Here is a 17,363-nt window from a genome sequence, read left to right on the forward strand (position 1 = left end):
CGGTCACCGCGGCGATGCGTCGCCGGAGGAATGAGGACATGGTTGCTCCCGAGGGTGTCGAGTGATCATCGTGACAGGGATCACGTCACGAGGGATAGGGGAGAGCATAACCGCATCGCCCCAGATCATGCACACATCCCGCGGGGCCGCACCCCGCGGGGCCCACCCGCGGACGCCCGCGAAGGCCCGAGAACGCCCCTCGTCGACTTCTCCGCCACCGGCCCGTGGCGCGGCGGCGACCGGCCCGGACCCGCCTCAGTGCCCGGCGTACGCCGGGACGGGCGCACCGCGCCGGACCACCTGGGCCAGCACCGGTCCCGGCCGGTTCGTGGTGATCTCCTGGACGCCCACGGCCCGCAGCAGCTCCACGTCCTCGGACCGGTCCACGGTCCACACCCGCAGGGTGCGGCCAGCGGCGAGCCAGGCCTTCACGTCCGCCAGGTGGTGACGGACGTAGTCCACGCCCGGGCCCGCCATCCCGGCCCGGCCCTCCCAGATCAGCCGCTCGGCGTCCGCCACGGCCTGGCGCAGCGCCGCCCGCAGCGCGGCACGGCTCAGCGGTCCGAGGCCGAACCGGCCGGCCACCGGTGCGTCCGGCACGGTGGACACCAGCGGGCAGAGGTGGTCGGTGTCCACCACCGGGGCCAGGTACTGCAGGGATCCGGCATAGAAGCTCATGAAGGAGACCTCCACCGCCCCGATCCGGGAGGTCTCCGGATCCCAGCCCGCCTGCAGCAGGCAGGACAGGGCGCGCTCCTCCAGCTCGTGGCCGAACGGGCTCGGATGCTTGAGCTCCAGGGCCAGCCGCACCGGGCGGCCGGCCGCCGCGAGCAGTTCGACCAGCTCCGGCAGCGTGAGCAGTTGCGCCGAGGCCGGACCGTACTCGCCGGGAAGGCGTGCCCCCTTCCAGCCGTGGAAGTCCAGCCGGCGCAACTGGGCCAGGGTGTGGTCGGCGACCGGCCCGGAACCGTCGGAGGTCCGTTCCAGGGTCGGGTCGTGGAGGCAGACCAGGTGCCGGTCGCGGCTGAGGTGGACGTCCACCTCCACGCCGTCGGCCCCCTCGGCGAGCGCGTGCAGGAACGCGGCACGGGTGTTCTCGGCGAAGGCGGCGGAGGATCCGCGGTGGGCGATGACCAGGGGTCGGTGATCCGTAGGATGAGGGTGTTCCGGGCCGGTGACGTGCATCGAGGTGTCGGACACGGGCCCAGCCTAGGAACGGCGGGCACGCGCCGGCCCGCCAGCAGGCGACCTGCTGGTTAACTTGTGCTGACACTTTGACCCCGGCCGGAGGATCCATGGACCAGAACCTTCCCGATGCCGGCCTGCCCGCCTCCGCGCCCGGCCCCGCCCGGGCGCAGCACCGGGCCGACGTCACCCCCGGGCCCGCCGTCACGCCGGGCTCCGCCGGGGCCGGTGAGGCCGAACGCGAGGCCGCCCTGAAGCGGATGAAGCTGGTGGCGACCGGGCTGCTGGTGGTCATGGCCGTGATCTTCGTCCTGGCCTTCGCGCTGCAGGAGAGCTATCCGTGGCTCGCCTACGTCCGGGCGGCGGCGGAGGGCGGGATGGTCGGCGCGCTGGCGGACTGGTTCGCGGTGACCGCCCTGTTCCGGCACCCGATGGGCCTGAAGATCCCGCACACGGCGATCATCCCGCGTAAGAAGGACACCATCGGCGAGTCCCTGGGGACCTTCGTGCAGGAGAACTTCCTGGCCGGGGACGTGGCCCGGGAGAAACTGGAGGGCCTGCGGGTGGCGGACCGGGCGGGCGCCTGGCTGCGCCGGCGCCCGAACGCCGAGCGGGTGGCGCGCGAGGTCTCCGCGACCGCGGAGGGCATCCTGGACGCCCTGGACGACGTCCTGGTCCGGGACGTGCTGGCCGGCCTGGTGCAGCGCCACATGGTCGAGCCCGACTGGTCCCCGACCCTGTCCACCGTGCTGGGCAAGGTGGTCTCCGAGCGGCACCATGACCGGGTGGTGGACCTGGTGGTGGCACGTACCGGGGACTGGGTGGCCCGCAATCCCGAGTTCTTCGTGCGCAGCGTCCGGCGCCGGTCCCCGCAGTGGGTGCCCGAGGTGGTGGACCAGCTGCTGGCCGAACGGATCCATGCCGAGGCCCTGAAGTACCTGGCCTCGGTGCGGGCCGAGCCGCAGCACGAACTGCGCCGTTCCGTGGACCAGTGGCTGGACGAGCTGATCCGGGACATGCGCGAGGACCCGGTCACGCGTGACCGGGTGGAGCAGGCCAAGCGGGACCTGTTCAACGACCCCAGGATGCGCGAGTGGGCCGGACAGGCCTGGGCGACCACGAAGGAGGCCCTGCTGGTCCAGCTGCGCGATCCCGCCTCGGACCTGCACCAGGCCATGGTGGCCGCCCTCCAGGACCTCGGTGGGCGGCTCCAGGAGGACCCGGCCCTCGCGGACCGGGTGGACGGCTGGGCCTCGGACGCGGCCCAGCACCTGGCCCGGGCCTACGGCCCCGAGGTGGTGGGCGTCATCGGGGAGACCATCCAGCGCTGGGACGGCCGCCAGGCCTCCCGAACCATCGAGCTCTACATGGGCAAGGACCTGCAGTACATCCGCATCAACGGCTCGATCGTGGGCGCGCTGGCGGGCCTGGCGATCTACACCGTGGCCCACGCCGTCTTCGGCTGAGGCGGGCGGCCCTACCGGTCCCCGCGGGCCCGCCGGTGGGCCTCGCGGGCGGCCTCGACCTCGGCGGCGAAGGCCTCCGGGTCCTCGCGCCGCAGGTCCTCGAGCGTGCCGTCCGCCGTCAGCTGCTCGAAGTCGGTCTCGATGTCCTCCGCCAGCAGCTCGCCGAACTCCTCCGCGTCGCCCTCGGGGCCGGCGTCGTCCCTGCGGCCCTTCCGGCCGGCCGGCAGGGCCTTGAGCTCGCTGGCCAGGGCTCCGGGGATCGTGGCCGGGAGCGGGCCGAAGAGGTTCTGCGCGGCCCTGACCACGCCCTTGCCCATGACCCGGTTGGCGAGGCCGCCGACGACGGCCCCCACCCCGAAGGGCACCACCCGCCCGAGCATCCCGGCCCCCTGCCGGACGATGAAGCGCTTGATGAACATCCTCTTCATCTGGTTGAACAGCACCTCGGAGACGCCGGCGGAGCCGCTGACCAGAGAGAGCGGCCCGGCCAGCGGGCCCATCCCGCGGCCGTTGGCCTGGCTGGAGAAGTCCCGCAGCATCCGGCGGCCGTCCTCACCGAGCATGACGGCCATGACGAGGGTCTGCGCCCGCTGGGGGTCGTCGGTGGGGATCCCCATCAGCTCGGCCACGGACTGGGCGTAGAGCGCGGTCGCCTCGAGGAAGCCCACGGTCGCGGCCGCGGAGAGTCCCAGCGCCGCGGCCGTTCCCACACCGGGCACGACGGCGGTTCCCCCGACGGCGGCCCCGCCGCCGGTGACCGCTGCCAGGTACTGCCTCCCCAGCCGTTCCGCCAGCTGGGCGGGGGTGTCCTCCGGGTTCTGGCGGCGCAACCGGTTCAGGTTGCGCAGCACCAGCGGCCGCTGCACGTCGAGGGCCTTGAGCACCACCTTCTGGAAGGCGGGGGTGGGGTTGCCCTGCTCGTCGACGACGCGCTGGATCGCGAAGTCGGCGGCCTTCTGGCCCGCCACGCCGGCGATGATGGACTTCTTCTTAACCATGGCTGCCTCCTGCACGTCGGTGACACGATGGGCTGCGCGGTCTGGTCCCGCGCGGCCGTGGTCCTCCATGAAACACTACGCTGACCACGTCCGACCGCGCCCGCGTCCGGACGACCGACTGGAGGAGACCCCATGCGCTTCGGCACGTCCATCGCCCTGATCGCCATCGGCGCGATCATCGCCTTCGCCGTCCAGGACGTGATCCCGGGGATCGACCTGACGATCGCCGGCTACATCCTGATGGCCGCCGGGGCCCTGCTGCTGGTCCTCTCCCTGGTCCAGATGGGCGCCTCCGGTTCGGCCAGCCGTCGGGTCACCGAGTCCCGCAACATCCAGGACCCGCACACGGGGGAGTCCATCTCGCGCAAGGAGACCCGCGACTACTGACCTCGGCTCATCGCCAGGGCGTGCTTCAGGAAGATCCGCACGTCCCGGGCCTCCTCCGCGCTGGTGCCGTGGCCCATTCCCTCGTACGTCCGGGCCGTCAGGTGCGTGTGCTCCTGGAGCCAGGCCGCCGTGTGGGCGATCGCGTCCGGGTTGATGACCAGGTCCTGGACGTCACGTCCCCAGAAGAACGGACGCGGCCCGGGGCCCTCCGGCGGGCTGTCCAGGGTCGCCAGCAGGGGATTGGACAGCACGAAGCCGCTGAGCCCCACCACGCAGTCGAAGGCCTCCGGACGCAGCCGGTACACCGTGGAGGCCATCGCCATCCCCTGGGAGTGGCCGAGCAGCGCCACCGAGCGGAATCCCGCCCCGGTGACCTCCTCGGCGTCGAGCACGTCGAACACCCGGTGAGCCGAGGCCACCACCTCGGCGAAGTCGTTGGTGAGGAAGTAGTCCAGCAGGAACCAGCCCCACGCGCCCGGGTCCGGGCCGCCGGGACCGGAGCCCAGTCCGTCGACGCCGTCGGCCACCGGGTAGGCGCCGGCGTCGATCTCGAAGCCACCGCGCACGGCCAGGCCCGTGGTCCCCTCCGGAAGCATCTCGAAATAGGCCTGGGCGGCCCTCACCTCGTTCGCGCCGTAGCCGTGGATGACCACCACCAGGTCGGTCCCCCGGCGTTCGCCCGCCGGACGGGACCAGACGACGTGATGGCCGCTGGAGAGGGTCTGTCGTTGCACGGCGGGGTCAGTCCATTCCCAGGTCGGTCCACACGAGCCGGCGCTCGGTGACCCGGCGGTCCTCCCCGTCCTCGGCGGAGTCGGTGATCCGGGTCAGGTGGGAGCCCAGCTGCCCGTTGGCCGGCCAGAACACCCCGGCTGCCGTGGCCTCCAGCGTCGCGGACGGCAGCACGTAGTCGGAGCGCAGCAGCTCCACGCCGCCGCCGTCCCGGACGGCCCGGGTGGCCGTCGCGGCATCCGGGTCCGCGGCCAGGGCGCCGGCGGAGCGGGGCGCGGGGTCCTGAATGGCCTCCGACTCCAGCAGGGAGGCGATGGCCGCGGGGTGGTCGCCGTCGAGCGCCCGCTCGGCGCGCGGGCCGAAGTCCCCGACGAGCACGAAGTCACTGCCGGCGGGCAGTCCACCGGCACGTCCCTCGTCGTCCTCGAGGTACCCGGTGTCCCCGGCGTCCCCGGCGATGTAGTCGGCCCAGAAGCGCATCTCGTCGTGGTGCCGTTCGACCGGGGCGGTCCCGGCCCCGGGGTCCTCGGGCTGCGCGGCGAGGACGTGCACGGTCCGGTCGCCGACCCTCACGGGGATGTCCCAGTGGGCGGTGGAGGACAGGCGCAGCACGGACCGCTCGAGCTCCGTGTACTTGCCCTCCGGGATCGCGTTGCCGGGCACCGTGTTCCAGCGCAGGTCGCGGAACGTCCGGATCCCGTCCTCCTCCAGCGGGTGCCGGGAGAACAGGACCATGCCGTGCTGCCCGGCGAACTCACCGGGGCCGAACGAGTCGCCCGGGCCGCCGATCACGCCGTCGTTGTCCAGGTCGGCCCCGGTGTCCACGCCGTTGTTGACCTCCGCGGTGTAGACGTACGGATAGTCGATCCCCTCCTGCCCACCGGTACCGACGGCCAGGTAATTCGTGCGGAAGGACCGCGCGGCGGCCTCACCGCTGTCCACGTCGAAGTCCGTCAGCAGCACGACGTCCGGGGCGGCGCGCTGCACGGTCTCCGCGACCCGCTGGGCCTGGACCGAACCGGGTGCGGCGAGCTCATCGGCCAGCAGGCCCGGGGCGGACCGGGTCAGCCCGGCGGAGAAGGTGGCCACGCGCAGGTCGCCGGCGGTGGCCGCCGGCACCTTCCCGGAACGGGACCACAGCATGTGCCGCAGCAGGTCGGGGTTGGTCGGCAGGGACTCGTCGACGCCGAACAGGGCCATCGGCCCCACGCCCGAGTGCATCGCGGCGTGGGTGGCCAGCCCGCCCGCCGGTGCCGCCGACGCCGCGGGTACGCCGATGACCGCTGCCACGACGGCAGCAGGCACGAGGGCGCCGCCACGCAGAAGCCGCTGACGGAGCGCCCGAGGGGAAGCACTCATGCCTACCAGCGTAGGCACGGACCGGTGGCCTGCGCAGCCCTGTCGGAATGACGACTGGGGGACCGCTGCTCCGCCGCCCGACCCGGCGCCCGGCCGGCGGGGAGGCCGACCGCGGCGGGGAAACCGCGCGGCCACGCGGGATTCGGGCCCCATCGCGGTCCGCCCTGAAGGGCATCCGGGCGCCTCGGGGCCGAGGACGCCACCCCGTTGGGTTATCGAATCTTGATCATCCGGGGGGGCTCGAGACGTTCCTGAGATCAATTCGGCTCGGCGGCGTTCCGTTCCCCTGGCCCTGGCCCCTGGCCCTTGCCCCTGGCCTCCGGGACACGGTGGAGACGACGAAGGCCCCCGGCACGCGTCCCGGCGCCGGAGGCCTTCCCAGGTGGGCCCTGTGGGGATCGAACCCACGACCCGCGGATTAAAAGTCCGATGCTCTGCCAACTGAGCTAAGGGCCCACGGCCTGCCTGCAGGAGGCCGCAGTCCATGCTAGCGGACGGCGGCCGCGGGGTCCGGGGAGATCCACCATCGCGGAGCGAGATCCCACCCGTCCCGCGCTGCACCGGGGCTCCCGGGACGCCCCGCACGCGCGCCCGCGCGCCCGCGCAAGGCGTACCGTAGAAGGGCAGCATCTTCCTTCCCCCTTCTCCAGAGAGGCACCCCGCCCGTGACGTCCCCCCGGAGGCATTCCGGCCGGTCCCCGAGCTCGACGGCGGCCGGCACCGTCCGCCACCATCGGCCCCGCCACTTCGCCCCCGAGCAGTTCGCGGCCTTCGAGGGGGGTCCGGACCCGGCACAGACCGCGGAGGGCGCGGCCCTGCTCGCCCACGCCCTGCTCGACGGCGGCCGGTCCGGTGCCAGCGAGGAGACGGTCGGGCGGCTGGTCGCGCTGGTCGAGGACGCCGGCATCGACACGGTGGCCCGGCTGTGGGCCGACGCTCCCGCCGTGTCCCTCGGTGGTGCCCTGTGGCGCCTGTACGCCCTGCGGACGGCGACCACCCGCAATGGCCAGCTCTGGGCCTCCTGGTACCGCTCCGGTCATGACGCCCACGTGGCCCGCGCCATCGCCGGGGCGATCGAGCCGCCCGGGGCGCGCGAACTGCAGCTGCTCACGGACCACATCCTCACCGGTGCCTTCACGGGGGACTTCGGCGTGGCACTGGAGCGCGCGGCCGCCTACTGCCGCGTGGTCTGCCTGGGCCAGGCGCACCACGCGGAGGCGCTGGACGCGGCCCAGCCGGCACAGGCCACGGCCCTGCTGCGCCAGGCCAAGCGGTTGCTGGGTACGGCCGAGGACCTCGAGGCCGCCGCCGCTGCCTGGCGGGCCGGAACCCTCGACTGAGTATTCCGCGTTCAGCGGCGGGCTGATCCCCGCACCCGAGGTGGACAGTCCGGGGCCGGGGCGCGCACACTGGATACCGGTGCCGGGCCGCGGTAACCCCGGGCTCCAATATTCTGCCGCCATGAGCGGCCACTCGCCGAGAGGCGTTCCCGGTCCGGCACCGCCCCACCCTTCGGGATATCCTGCACGGTGATGAACCTTTCTCTCTCGCGCCTGCTGGCACCGGACCCGGTCAGCCTCGAGCATCTCGCCGCCCTCGCCCAGGGGATGCGCGCCGCCGTCGACCGCGTGGCCCAGCTGATGGCCGCCCCCACGGCGCCCGCGGCCGGAGCCGACCAGGAGCTGACCGTGATCGACACGGAGGCCACCGCCCGTCACATGGCCCTGCTGACCAGCCTCCGCAGCGCCTTCATCACCCCCCTGCCCCGGCAGGACCTGTACCTGCTGGCGGACGGCCTGAACGACGCCGTGGAGAAGATCTGCAACGCCGGGATCCTCATCCTCTTCACCGAGCAGTACCGCCTTCCCGAGGCTCCCCTGGACATCCTGGAGATCCTGGGCCGGCAGGCCGACCTGTTCCGCGACGCCACCGGACAGTTCCGCGAGCTCGACGAGCTCGAGGAGACGTGGATCCAGCTCCAGCGGTTGTCCAAGCGGTCCGAGCGGCTCATGACCCAGTGGGTCGCCGGCATGAGCGACGACCTGCTGCAGCGCAACTACAACCGCCAGCGGGAGACCGCCCACGCGCTCAACGCCGCCCTCGCCAGCGTGCGCGGGGTCATCGCCCATCTCGGCAGCATCCTCGTCCGGGAGTCCTGAGCCCGTGCCCGCGGTCATGACGATGATGCTGGTCGTCGTCCTCGCACTGTCCGTCGTCTACGGGCTCGTCAACGGCATGCGCGACGCCCCCAACGCCGTCGCCCTCCCCGTGCGCCAACGGGCCCTGACCCCCGGGGCGGCCCTCCTCCTCGCCGCGGCCATGAACCTGGTCGGCGGCGTGCTCTCCGGCGGATTCATGACGGCCGCCTGGCAGGGCCTCCCGGAGGAGCTGCACGGAGGCGGGCAGGGACTGCTGCTGGCCGGCGTCGGGTTCCTCGTGGCGGTGGGCTGGGGCCTGTTCACCTGGTCCCGCGGCATGCCGGTCTCCATGACCCACTCGATCATCTCCGCGGTCCTCGGCGGCAGCCTCGCCCTGGCGATCACCGGAGACCTCGGACTGTACGCCGACTGGTCGGCCGGGCTCCTCGTCGCCATGATGCTGGGACTGGTCCTGAGCGTCCTGCTGGCCTGGTTCCTGTCCTGGCTGCTCGTCACCCCGGCCACCTGGCTGGCGCGGGACGCCGCGCCCGGCACGGTGAACCACGGATCGCGGATGGCCCTGGCCGTCAGCGCGGCCGCCAACGCCCTCGGCCACGGCGTGCAGTCCGGGACGCGGATGACCTTCGTGCTGCTCCTGGCATTCGCCGGCGCCGGGGCACCGTCCGCCGTGGACTGGTGGGTCCCGCTGTCCGTCGGGACGGTCCTGGCGGCCGGCACCCTGTTCGGGGGATGGCGCATCGCCCACACCCTGACGGAGCGGATCGTCGACCTCGATCCCCTGCGGGCCGGCATCGCGTCCCTGGTCAGCGCCGCACTGCTGTTCGTGGGCGCCTATGCCCTGCACCTCCCGCTGTCCTCCACGCACGCCACGGTGGCCTCCATCGTCGGGGCCGGGCAGAACCAGCCCTACACCTCGGTGCGCTGGCCCGCGGTGTCCCGGATCGTGGCCTACTGGGTGGCCACGCTGCTGGTGTGCGCCGGCGCCGCCCTGCTGATCACCGCGGCCGGCTCCCCCCTGCTCTGAGCGGCCGGCGGACGACGACGGGGTGGGACCCATCCTGGGTCCCACCCCGTGGAGCGTCGCGCCCGGATCAGCCGAAGCGGCCGGAGACGTAGTCCTCGGTCTGCTTGTTCGAGGGGTTGTTGAAGATCACCGAGGTGTCGTCGTACTCGATGAGCTTGCCCGGCTTGCCGGTGCCGGCGATGTTGAAGAACGCCGTCTTGTCCGCCACGCGCGCCGCCTGCTGCATGTTGTGGGTCACGATGACGACGGTGTAGTTGTCCTTGAGCTCGTTGATGAGGTCCTCGATCGCCAGGGTGGAGATCGGGTCCAGTGCCGAGCAGGGCTCGTCCATCAGGATGACGTCGGGCTCCACCGCGATCGACCGGGCGATGCACAGGCGCTGCTGCTGGCCGCCGGACAGGCCGGAACCCGGCTTGTCGAGGCGGTCCTTGACCTCGTTCCACAGGTTGGCGCCGCGCAGCGACTTCTCCACGATCCCGTCCGCGGTGGACTTGGACATGCGAGTCCCGTTCAGCTTGTAGCCGGCCAGGATGTTGTCCCGGATGGACATGGTGGGGAACGGATTGGGCCGCTGGAAGACCATGCCGACCATGGTGCGGACGGTGACCGGGTCCACGCCCGGGTCGTAGATGTCCTCCCCGTCCAGCAGCAGCCTGCCCTCGGCCCGGGCTCCGGGCAGGACCTCGTGCATGCGGTTGATGGTCCGCAGGAAGGTCGTCTTGCCGCAACCGGAGGGCCCGATGAACGCGGTCACGGACCGCGGCTCGATGTTGATGTTGACGCCCTCCACAGCCCGGAAGTTGCCGTAGTAGACGTTCAGGTCGACGGCGTCGATGCGCTTGGACATGTGTCTTTCCTTCTCCTTGTGGTCTGCTCGGCTCAGCGGCCGGTCTTCTTCGGCGCGAAGGCCTTGGCGACGATGCGGGCGATGAGGTTGAGCAGCATCACGATGACGATGAGGACCAGGGCCGCGGCCCAGGCACGCTCAGCGGACGGGTCGGCCGCGGCGGGCGCGGTGGGATTGATGAGCTGGCGGTAGATGTACACCGGCAGGGCGGTCATCCAGCCGTCGAAGGGGTTCCAGTTGGTGGTGGCGATATACCCGGCCGTCACCAGGATCGGGGCCGTCTCACCCGTCACGCGGGCGATCGACAGCGTCACGCCGGAGGCGATGCCGGACATGGCCGTCGGCAGGACCACCTTGAAGATGGTCCGCCACTTGCGCACGCCGAGGGCGTAGGAGGCCTCCCGCAGCTCGTTCGGCACCACCCGCAGCATCTCCTCGGTGGAGCGGACGACCACCGGGATCATCAGCACGGACAGCGCGATGGCCGCGGTGAGCCCCATCTTGACCATCTGCAGCTGGCGCGGCCCGTCCCCGATGAACGTGGTGATGACCAGCTGGACGGCAGCGAAGGCGAAGAGGCCGGCCACGATGGAGGGGATGCCGGTCATGACGTCCACGAAGAACACGATGGCCCGGGAGAACCAGCCGCCGCGGCCGTACTCCACCAGGTAGATGGAGGTCAGCAGGCCGATCGGGACGGAGATGATGGTGGCCAGCAGGGTGATCATCAGGGTGCCGACCAGTCCGTGCAGGAACCCGCCGGCCAGGGGGGCGCCCTCGGTCTGGGTGGCGATGTCGTCCGATCCGGTGACGCCCTGCATGTCCCGCCACAGCAGTTGCGGGGTCTCCAGGAGCGTGGGCAGTCCGTTGGCCGCGACCGTCCAGATCACCGAGACCAGCGGGATCAGCGCCAGGAGGAACGCCGCCCAGACCAGGTTCCGCCACAGCCCGTCCGTGGCCCGCCGGGCGTTCTCGATCACCCGGGTGGCCAGGTACATGCCGAGGACGTAGAGGACCGCAGCGATGATCAGCCATCCCACCCAGCTGAAGCTGCCTCCGCCCAGCAGCGCGGTGATGCCGGCGGCCACCACGAGGGCACCCGCCAGCACGGCGATCCAGGTCCAGCCCGGCTTCTGCCCCGCGGTCAGGGAGTTCTTCTTCTTCCCACCGGGCACGGAGGTGCGCTGCGGTGCGGCGGTGTCGTTCGAGATGGTCATCAGTTCGCTCCCGAGAATTCCTTGTGGCGGCTGACGATCCAGCGGGCCACCATGTTGACCGCGAGGGTGATGATGAACAACATCAGGCCGGCGGCGATCAGCTCAGACTGGCGCATGCCGAAGGCCTCGGGGAAGTTCAGGGCGATCTCCGAGGGGATGGTCGCATTGCGACCGGACTGGATCAGGCTCCAGGAGAAGATGCCCGGGGACAGCACCAGGGTCACGGCCATGGTCTCGCCCAGGGCGCGGCCGAGGCCGAGCATGATCGAGGAGACGATGCCGGCACGGGCGAACGGGAAGACGGTCATCTTGATCATCTCCCACCGCGTGGCGCCCAGGGCGAGGGCGGCCTCCTCGTGCAGCTTCGGCGTCTGCAGGAAGATCTCACGGCACAGGGAGGTGATGATCGGCAGGATCATCACGGCCAGGACGACGCCGGAGGTCAGCAGGGTGCGTCCGGTCGTGGTCGGGGTCCCCCCGAACAGCGGGATCCAGCCCAGGTACTCGTTCAGCCAGGCGTAGATCGGCACCATCGCCCCGGCCAGGACCGTCATGCCCCACGCGCCGAAGACCACGGAGGGGATGGCGGCGAGCAGGTCGATGACGTAGCCGACGGGAGTCGCGATGGACCGGGGCGCGTAGTGGGAGATGTACAGGGCGATCCCGACGGCCACCGGGGTGGCCAGCAGGATGGCGATGATCGAGGCGATCAGGGTGCCGGCCATCAACGGCCAGACGTACTGCCAGAAGGTGTCGGCGCTCTCGATGCTGTCCTGGTCGGAGAACGCCTCGGGCCACAGGGCCGGGAGCGACTCGATGAGCAGGAAGACCGCCACGAAGGCGAGGACCAGCAGGATCACGATCCCGGCGGTGAGCGCCAGGCCGGAGAAGACGCGGTCTCCCGCCTCGCCGCCGCGCGAGCCCTTGAGCGACGTCCTCCTGGACGGCTCGGTGGCTGTGTCAGTCACGGTGACTCCCTTCGGAGTTCGTGGTGCGGGCGGTGCTCCCGCATCCCGGGGATGGATGTCCTAAGAGGAAATGGCGTTCACAGCATGGCACAGCCGCCGGCCCTCACGAGGAAGGACCGGCGGCCGCAGCACGTGCTACCCACGTCCGGTGTGAGTGGGGATGTCAGCCCTGGACGGTGATGCCCTGGATGTTCTCCAGGGCGGCCTCGCGGGTGGCGTCGGAGATCGGGGCGTTGCCCGCGGACTCCGCGGCGGTGGCCTGTCCGTCCTCGGACACGACGTACTCGGCGAAGGCCTTGGCCATGTCGGCGGTCTCCTGGTCCTGGTACTGGTGGCAGAAGATCTCGTAGGTGACCAGGACCACCGGGTAGACGCCGGCCTCGGTGGTGGTGCGATCGAGTTCGAGCGCCCCGGCGAGCCCCTCGCCGGCGGTCTCCACGGCGCGGGCGGCGGCCTCGGAGGAGTACGGCACGTACTCCTCGCCGACCTTCACGGCCACCGTGCCCAGGTTGCCGATCTGGGAGGCGTCGGCGTAGGTGATCGCGCCGTCGGTGGACTGCGCCAGGGAGACGACACCGGAGGTCTGCTGGGCGGACTCGGCGGTGATCTCGGTGGGCCAGGTCTCGACGACGTCGTAGGTCCAGGACTCCGGGGCGGCGGCGGCCAGGTAGTCGGTGAAGTTCTCCGTGGTGCCCGAGTCATCGGCACGGTGCACGACGGTGATCTTGGTGTCCGGCAGCTCGGTGTCCGGGTTCTGCTTGGCGATGACCGGGTCGTTCCAGGTGGTGATCTCGCCGGTGAAGACCTTGGCGATGGTGTCGGCGTCCATGTTGACCTGGTCGACGCCCTCGAGGTTGAAGGCCACGGCGACCGGGGAGATGTAGGCCGGGACGTGGAAGACGCCCTCCGGTCCGCAGACGGACTCCGCCTGGCTGATCTCCTCCTCGTCCATCGCGGCGTCGGAGCCGGCGAAGGAGTACTGTCCGGCCAGGAAGCCCTCGCGGCCGGAGCCGGAGCCCACCGGGTCGTAGGAGACGGTGAGGTCCGGGTGGACCTCGGTCACGCCGTTGGTCCACGCGGTCATGCCCGCTTCCTGCGAGGAGGCGCCACCGCCGATCAGGTTGCCCGCGACGGAGCCGTTGCCCTCGGCCGCGGTGTCCGAGGAACCGTCGTTGCCGCCACAGGCGGTCAGGGCGAGAGCAGCGACGGAGAGGACCGCAGCGGAGCGGCCAAAGCGAAGAGCCTTCACAGAATTGCCTCTTTCAGGATGGATGACAGTGCGGGAGAGGACCTACCCCCGGCTACCAGTGGTCACATGGCGCGGGATTCGGGTGCCGCAGGCCTCGTTCCGCGGTCGAACCTATGGGGGGAAGGTGAAGCACTGGGCGGTCGAAGATTAACGCGACGTTAACGAGAGCCCGTTCCTCCAGGCTCCCGCACGGCTGCGGGACCGGTGCATTCACGAGATGACAGGGCAGGGAGCGCCAGCCCGTGACCCATCCCTCACGGGAGCGTGAGAAACCTCACCATGCAGCGTCCGTGGTTCCGCGTGGGCTGCCGGGGACCGTCGTCGGCGAACGGTCCACACCCTACTCTGGTCTCATGCACCAGCAAGCGACCGGTTCGTCCGGCCCCACCGCCCTGCGGGGGGGCTGGTCCCGGGCCCGGTCCTTCGTCGCCCGGCGGGCCCGCACCGGGGCCGCGCGGGCGCGCGCGGCGGTGGTCCCCGCGGCGCTGAGCGCGGTGTGCGCGGTCCTGGCCTACGCCTTCGCCGAGTTCGTCCTGGGGCACGAGGACCCGTTGTTCGCCGCCACCGCCTCGCTCATCGCCCTCGGCTTCAACCGCGAGCCCAAGGTCCGCAAGGTGCTCGAGGTGGCGGCCGGCTGCACCCTGGGCATCCTCGTCGGCGACCTCATGCAGGCCGTCCTCGGCCAGGGCTACTGGCAGGCCGTCCTGGTGGTGTTCACCTCCATCATGGTGGCCCGCTTCCTGGACTCCGGGGCCGCCTTCACCCTGCAGATGAGCCTGCAGTCCATCCTGGTCGTCCTGTTGCCCGCCGCGGAAGGCGGTCCCTTCACGCGCAGCGTCGACGCCGTCGTCGGGGGGTTCATCGCCCTGCTGGTGACGCTGCTGTACCCGAAGAACCTGCAGAAGGAGGCCGCCACCGGGCTGCGGGACCTCTACGCCACCGTGACCCGGACGCTGCGCGACTGCTCGGAGGCGCTGCGCAACCACGAGTCCCGCACGGCCTGGATGGCCCTGGTGGCCTGCCGCGGAACCCAGTCCGCCGTGGACAACCTGCACAAGGACGTGCGCAATGCCCAGGAGGTGGCGACCTTCTCCCCCACCCAGCGCCGCTCCCGGCCCGTGCTGGAGTCCACCGCGCAGACCGTGGAGAAGTCCGACCTGGCGGTGCGCAGCCTGCGCATCGTGGCCCGGCGGGTCATCAGCGTCATCGACCACGACTCCCTCGACGAACAGGGCACCCTGCTGCTGGCCGACTGGTTCGACGAGGCGGCCGACGCCGTCGAGATCCTCGGCCGCTCCCTCGGGGAACCGGCCGCGCGCGGCCGGCACAAGTCCCTGTCCGTGGCCCGCGACGCCCTGGGCGGCGCCGCGGGGCGCCTGGATCCCGCGGAGCTGGGCGCCACCTCCCTGCACGGGGAGGCCCTGGTCATGTTGTTGCGGCCCATGATGGTCGACTTGATCGAGGCCACCGGGTCCTCCCACGACGACGCGGTGGCCTACCTGCCGCCCCTGTGAGGCTCCCGCGCGCCCACGGCCACCGGGTGCGCCCCTAGCGCGTCCGTGCGCGCCATTAGCCTTGGTCCATGGCTACCAAGACCGCCAAGCGCGTGAACCCCGGCTACCGCTGCAGCGAATGCGGATGGACCACCGTCAAGTGGGTCGGCCGCTGCGGGGAGTGCCAGGCCTGGGGCACCGTGGTCGAGACCGGTGCGGACGCGACCTCCGGCCGCACCCCGGCGGCCACCATCGCCGTGCCCGCCGTGCGCATCGGTGACGTGGACGCCTCGCAGGCACGCTTCCACACCACCGGCGTCTCCGAGCTGGACCGCGTGCTGGGCGGGGGACTGGTACCGGGCGCCGTCGTGCTGATGGCCGGCGAACCGGGCATCGGCAAGTCCACGCTGCTGCTGGACGTGGCGGCCAAGGTCGCCCGGCACCGCCGCCCGGAGGGCGACACCCGTACCGTGCTCTACGTGACCGGCGAGGAGTCGGCGGCCCAGGTACGGTTGCGGGCCGACCGCATCGGGGCGGTGGCGGACACCCTGTTCCTGGCGGCCGAGACCGACCTCGGCCGGGCACTGGGACAGATCGAGAAGGCCGATCCGGACCTGCTCATCGTGGACTCCGTCCAGACGCTGCAGTCCCAGTCCGTCGAGGGCACCGGGGGCGGTGTCACCCAGGTCCGGGAGGTGGCGGCCAGCCTGATCAACGAGGCCAAGTCGCGGAACATGACCACCGTGCTGGTCGGGCACGTGACCAAGGACGGCTCCATCGCCGGGCCGAGACTGCTCGAGCACCTCGTGGACGTGGTGTGCCAGTTCGAGGGCGAACGCCATTCGCGGCTGCGTCTCGTGCGGGCCGTGAAGAACCGGTTCGGCCCCACGGACGAGGTGGGCTGCTTCGACCTCGGTGAGGCCGGCATCCACTCCCTCGAGGACCCCTCCGGGCTGTTCCTGTCCGGCACCAAGGAACCGGTGGAGGGCACCTGCGTGACCGTCACCCTCGAGGGACGACGCCCCCTGGTGGCCGAGGTGCAGTCACTGCTGACGCCGTCCGGACAGGGAGCGGCCCGGCGCACGGTCAGCGGCCTCGACTCGGCACGCATCACCATGATCCTGGCCATCCTGCAGCGGCGGGCCAACTTCCCGCTCACGGACGACGACTGCTACGTGGCCACGGTCGGCGGCGTCCGCCTGACGGAGCCGGCCTCCGACCTCGCCGCAGCCCTGGCGATCGCCAGCGCCAAGCTCCAGGCGCCCGTGCCTCCGGGCATGATCGCCTTCGGCGAGCTGGGCCTGGCCGGGGAGGTGCGGCCGGTCCCCGGCATCGGGCGGCGGATCCGCGAGGCGGCCCGGCTGGGCTTCCGCCGGGCGGTGGTGCCCGTCTCCCCCGAACCGCTGGGTGATGTGCCCGAGAACGTCACGGTCTCCGAGGTGACGAGCCTGAACGAGGCGCTGGGCACCATGCGCGCCTGGGTGAACGGGACGTGACGGACGGCGCTACTGCAGCGTGAAGGACACCGGCTGGGCCTGCAGCTCTCCCAGGGACACCTCGAGGCGGTAGGTCCCGCTTCGCGGTTCGGATCCCACCTCAGCGCACCCCGGTGCCGAGCGCACGCGGGGCCACGTGAACCGGGACCGCTCCTGATCGTCCGGGGAGATCTCCATCATCGCGTCGTCCCCCTCCACCTGGCAGTCCTGCGTGGAGAAGATCCGGTCCGATCCGGAGTACACCGTGAACACCTGCTGGCTGGTCCCGAGGTTGGCCGCGCAGGGTTCATCCCCCGTGTTGTCCACCCGCAGCTCGAGCACCGGGTCCTCGCCCTCCGGGTACGACTGGCGGTCCGTCGCCCCCGAGATCACCAGGTCGCCCGGCTGGCACGCCGTGGCGCCGAGGGATCCCGCCGTCGCGGACGGGGAGGCCGAGTCCGAGGGGTCCGCCGTCGGCTCGCCGCTCGCCGGGTCGGCGGTACCCGGGGTGTCCGTGCCCGTGGCCTCGGTGGGCGAGGCGGGGGCGGGAGTGTCCGTGCCCGTGGCCCCGGTGGGCGAAGCGGGGGCCGTCACGGACGGGCTGGCGTTGCCACCGGGGTTCCCCGACTGCTCATCGCCCCCGGGCCGGAACAGCGAGATGATCCATCCCACCAGTCCCACCACGAGCGCGAGCACGAGCACGAGCAGCACCAGGGCGACGATCCGGCGACGCCGGTACACCTCGGGGGACTGCGGACGCATCAGATCGCTGTTTCGAGGGTCGCCGGCCATGCCACCAGCTTA

Annotated in this window: 16 protein-coding genes and 1 tRNA gene; 7 read left to right on the top strand and 10 right to left on the bottom strand. The window is 71.7% G+C overall.

The features are described from left to right. Positions 1-255: 255 nt before the first annotated feature. Positions 256-1,200, bottom strand: a complete 945-nt coding sequence (locus GGQ69_RS15540; RefSeq protein WP_298045097.1) for a glycerophosphodiester phosphodiesterase family protein — start codon at positions 1,198-1,200, stop codon at positions 256-258. 95 nt (positions 1,201-1,295) lie between these two features. Here GGQ69_RS15540 and GGQ69_RS15545 point away from each other — a divergent pair, with 95 nt between their 5' ends. Beyond that, complete coding sequence (locus GGQ69_RS15545) at positions 1,296-2,651, top strand: DUF445 domain-containing protein (RefSeq protein ID WP_183530208.1); 1,356 nt, start codon at positions 1,296-1,298, stop codon at positions 2,649-2,651. 11 nt (positions 2,652-2,662) lie between these two features. Here GGQ69_RS15545 and GGQ69_RS15550 read toward each other — a convergent pair whose 3' ends face one another. Then, positions 2,663-3,649: a hypothetical protein gene (locus tag GGQ69_RS15550; RefSeq protein ID WP_183530210.1), complete on the bottom strand. Its 987-nt coding sequence runs from the start codon at positions 3,647-3,649 to the stop codon at positions 2,663-2,665. Positions 3,650-3,781: 132 nt separating this feature from the next. Between GGQ69_RS15550 and GGQ69_RS15555 the strand changes: the two genes are divergently transcribed. Next, complete coding sequence (locus GGQ69_RS15555) at positions 3,782-4,036, top strand: DUF6458 family protein (protein WP_183530212.1); 255 nt, start codon at positions 3,782-3,784, stop codon at positions 4,034-4,036. Here GGQ69_RS15555 and GGQ69_RS15560 read toward each other — a convergent pair. From GGQ69_RS15560 to GGQ69_RS15570, 3 genes are all read right to left on the bottom strand, one after another. Continuing rightward, on the bottom strand, positions 4,030-4,770 hold the full coding sequence (locus GGQ69_RS15560; protein ID WP_183530214.1) for an alpha/beta hydrolase: 741 nt from the start codon (positions 4,768-4,770) through the stop codon (positions 4,030-4,032). The two genes, GGQ69_RS15555 and GGQ69_RS15560, sit on opposite strands and share 7 nt — an antisense overlap. A gap of 7 nt (positions 4,771-4,777) precedes the next feature. Next, positions 4,778-6,127: an endonuclease/exonuclease/phosphatase family protein gene (locus tag GGQ69_RS15565; protein WP_183530216.1), complete on the bottom strand. Its 1,350-nt coding sequence runs from the start codon at positions 6,125-6,127 to the stop codon at positions 4,778-4,780. Between the two features lie 383 nt (positions 6,128-6,510). Further along, a tRNA-Lys gene (locus GGQ69_RS15570) sits at positions 6,511-6,583 on the bottom strand. A gap of 209 nt (positions 6,584-6,792) precedes the next feature. On the opposite strand from GGQ69_RS15570, the gene GGQ69_RS15575 reads away from it, so the two are divergent. The 3 genes from GGQ69_RS15575 (at position 6,793) to GGQ69_RS15585 (ending at position 9,310) form a co-directional block, all read left to right on the top strand. Then, on the top strand, positions 6,793-7,467 hold the full coding sequence (locus GGQ69_RS15575) for a hypothetical protein (protein ID WP_183530218.1): 675 nt from the start codon (positions 6,793-6,795) through the stop codon (positions 7,465-7,467). 192 nt (positions 7,468-7,659) lie between these two features. Then, positions 7,660-8,286, top strand: coding sequence for a hypothetical protein (locus GGQ69_RS15580; RefSeq protein WP_183530220.1), 627 nt, complete (start codon positions 7,660-7,662; stop codon positions 8,284-8,286). Positions 8,287-8,290: 4 nt separating this feature from the next. Then, positions 8,291-9,310 (top strand): inorganic phosphate transporter, encoded by a 1,020-nt coding sequence (locus GGQ69_RS15585; RefSeq protein ID WP_183530222.1) that lies wholly within the window; start codon positions 8,291-8,293, stop codon positions 9,308-9,310. Between the two features lie 67 nt (positions 9,311-9,377). Here GGQ69_RS15585 and pstB read toward each other — a convergent pair whose 3' ends face one another. The 4 genes from pstB to GGQ69_RS15605 form a co-directional block, all read right to left on the bottom strand. Next, the gene (gene pstB, locus GGQ69_RS15590) at positions 9,378-10,157 is read right to left on the bottom strand and encodes a phosphate ABC transporter ATP-binding protein PstB (protein WP_010143600.1); all 780 of its coding nucleotides are present in this window, start codon (positions 10,155-10,157) and stop codon (positions 9,378-9,380) included. A gap of 32 nt (positions 10,158-10,189) precedes the next feature. Further along, the gene (gene pstA / locus GGQ69_RS15595; protein WP_183530224.1) at positions 10,190-11,374 is read right to left on the bottom strand and encodes a phosphate ABC transporter permease PstA; all 1,185 of its coding nucleotides are present in this window, start codon (positions 11,372-11,374) and stop codon (positions 10,190-10,192) included. After that, complete coding sequence (gene pstC / locus GGQ69_RS15600) at positions 11,374-12,342, bottom strand: phosphate ABC transporter permease subunit PstC (protein ID WP_183530226.1); 969 nt, start codon at positions 12,340-12,342, stop codon at positions 11,374-11,376. The genes pstA and pstC overlap by 1 nt, the downstream gene beginning before the upstream one ends. Before the next feature lie 163 nt (positions 12,343-12,505). Further along, the gene (locus GGQ69_RS15605; protein WP_183530228.1) at positions 12,506-13,591 is read right to left on the bottom strand and encodes a phosphate ABC transporter substrate-binding protein PstS; all 1,086 of its coding nucleotides are present in this window, start codon (positions 13,589-13,591) and stop codon (positions 12,506-12,508) included. A gap of 353 nt (positions 13,592-13,944) precedes the next feature. Here GGQ69_RS15605 and GGQ69_RS15610 point away from each other — a divergent pair, with 353 nt between their 5' ends. After that, positions 13,945-15,105: an aromatic acid exporter family protein gene (locus tag GGQ69_RS15610; RefSeq protein WP_183530230.1), complete on the top strand. Its 1,161-nt coding sequence runs from the start codon at positions 13,945-13,947 to the stop codon at positions 15,103-15,105. Between the two features lie 68 nt (positions 15,106-15,173). Then, positions 15,174-16,580, top strand: coding sequence for a DNA repair protein RadA (gene radA, locus GGQ69_RS15615; RefSeq protein WP_010143605.1), 1,407 nt, complete (start codon positions 15,174-15,176; stop codon positions 16,578-16,580). A 9-nt stretch (positions 16,581-16,589) separates the two neighbouring features. Here the strand turns inward: radA and GGQ69_RS15620 are convergent, their stop codons facing one another. Beyond that, on the bottom strand, positions 16,590-17,351 hold the full coding sequence (locus GGQ69_RS15620; protein ID WP_221243882.1) for a hypothetical protein: 762 nt from the start codon (positions 17,349-17,351) through the stop codon (positions 16,590-16,592). Positions 17,352-17,363: the final 12 nt, after the last annotated feature.

Origin of the sequence: Micrococcus sp. TA1 (assembly GCF_014199555.1) — a bacterium.
In the GTDB taxonomy this organism is placed as follows: domain Bacteria; phylum Actinomycetota; class Actinomycetes; order Actinomycetales; family Micrococcaceae; genus Citricoccus.